Genomic DNA, 805 nt, shown 5'->3' on the forward strand with positions numbered 1-805 from the left:
AGTACGTATGGCACGAAGTGCTGTATAACGGCAAATTGCTGGCAACCATCGTGATGCTGAGCATCATGAGCCTCATTCTGGAAAACTTGCAGAATGCGTTTGAGAAAAGCACCGTCAGCCGCGTCGCCTATACGATCTGCTACATGGTGGTGCTCGTAATTGCCGTGAACAGCTTCAGCGTTGCGATTGGATATGCGCGAGGAGCGATTACCGGCATGATCGACTTCATGATGGCTATGCTGCCGCTGTTATTTGCTCTCATGGCTTCCATGGGGAATATTATCACAGTCTCGGTTGCACATCCGCTCGTGATCTTCATGGTACATACGGTTGGCACGTTGATTAGCACGGTAGTGTTTCCCATGTTATTCTTCTCCGCTCTGCTGCATCTCGTCAGCTCATTGTCCGAGAAGTATAAGCTAACCCAGCTTGGAAATCTGCTGAGAGGGGTGTCCATGGGTGTACTGGGGGTATTGCTTACCGTATTCCTTGGCGTGATCTCTGTTCAGGGTTTAACCAGTTCAGTTTCGGATGGTGTCACTATCCGCGCTGCGAAATACGTCACAGGTAATTTTGTTCCGGTAGTCGGCAAGATGTTTGCAGATGCCACAGACACCGTCATCTCAGCTTCACTGCTGGTCAAGAATTCAATCGGCTTGGCTGGCGTCATCATCATTTTGTTTCTGTGCGCCTTTCCTGCAATCAAAATCTTGACGCTTGCCTTGATATATAACCTGGCGGCTGCCGTCATGCAGCCGCTTGGCGATACACCGATTGCAGCCTGTCTGCACACCATCGGTAAGAC

At 50.2% G+C, this 805-nt stretch carries 1 protein-coding gene; it reads left to right on the forward strand.

Features of this window, described 5'->3' with window-relative positions; all coding sequences use genetic code 11:
- On the forward strand, positions 1-805 hold an 805-nt coding region (spoIIIAE, locus tag ACFRAK_RS29380), incomplete at both ends, for a stage III sporulation protein AE (RefSeq protein WP_394573250.1).

Source organism: Peribacillus sp. NPDC056705, assembly GCF_043656335.1.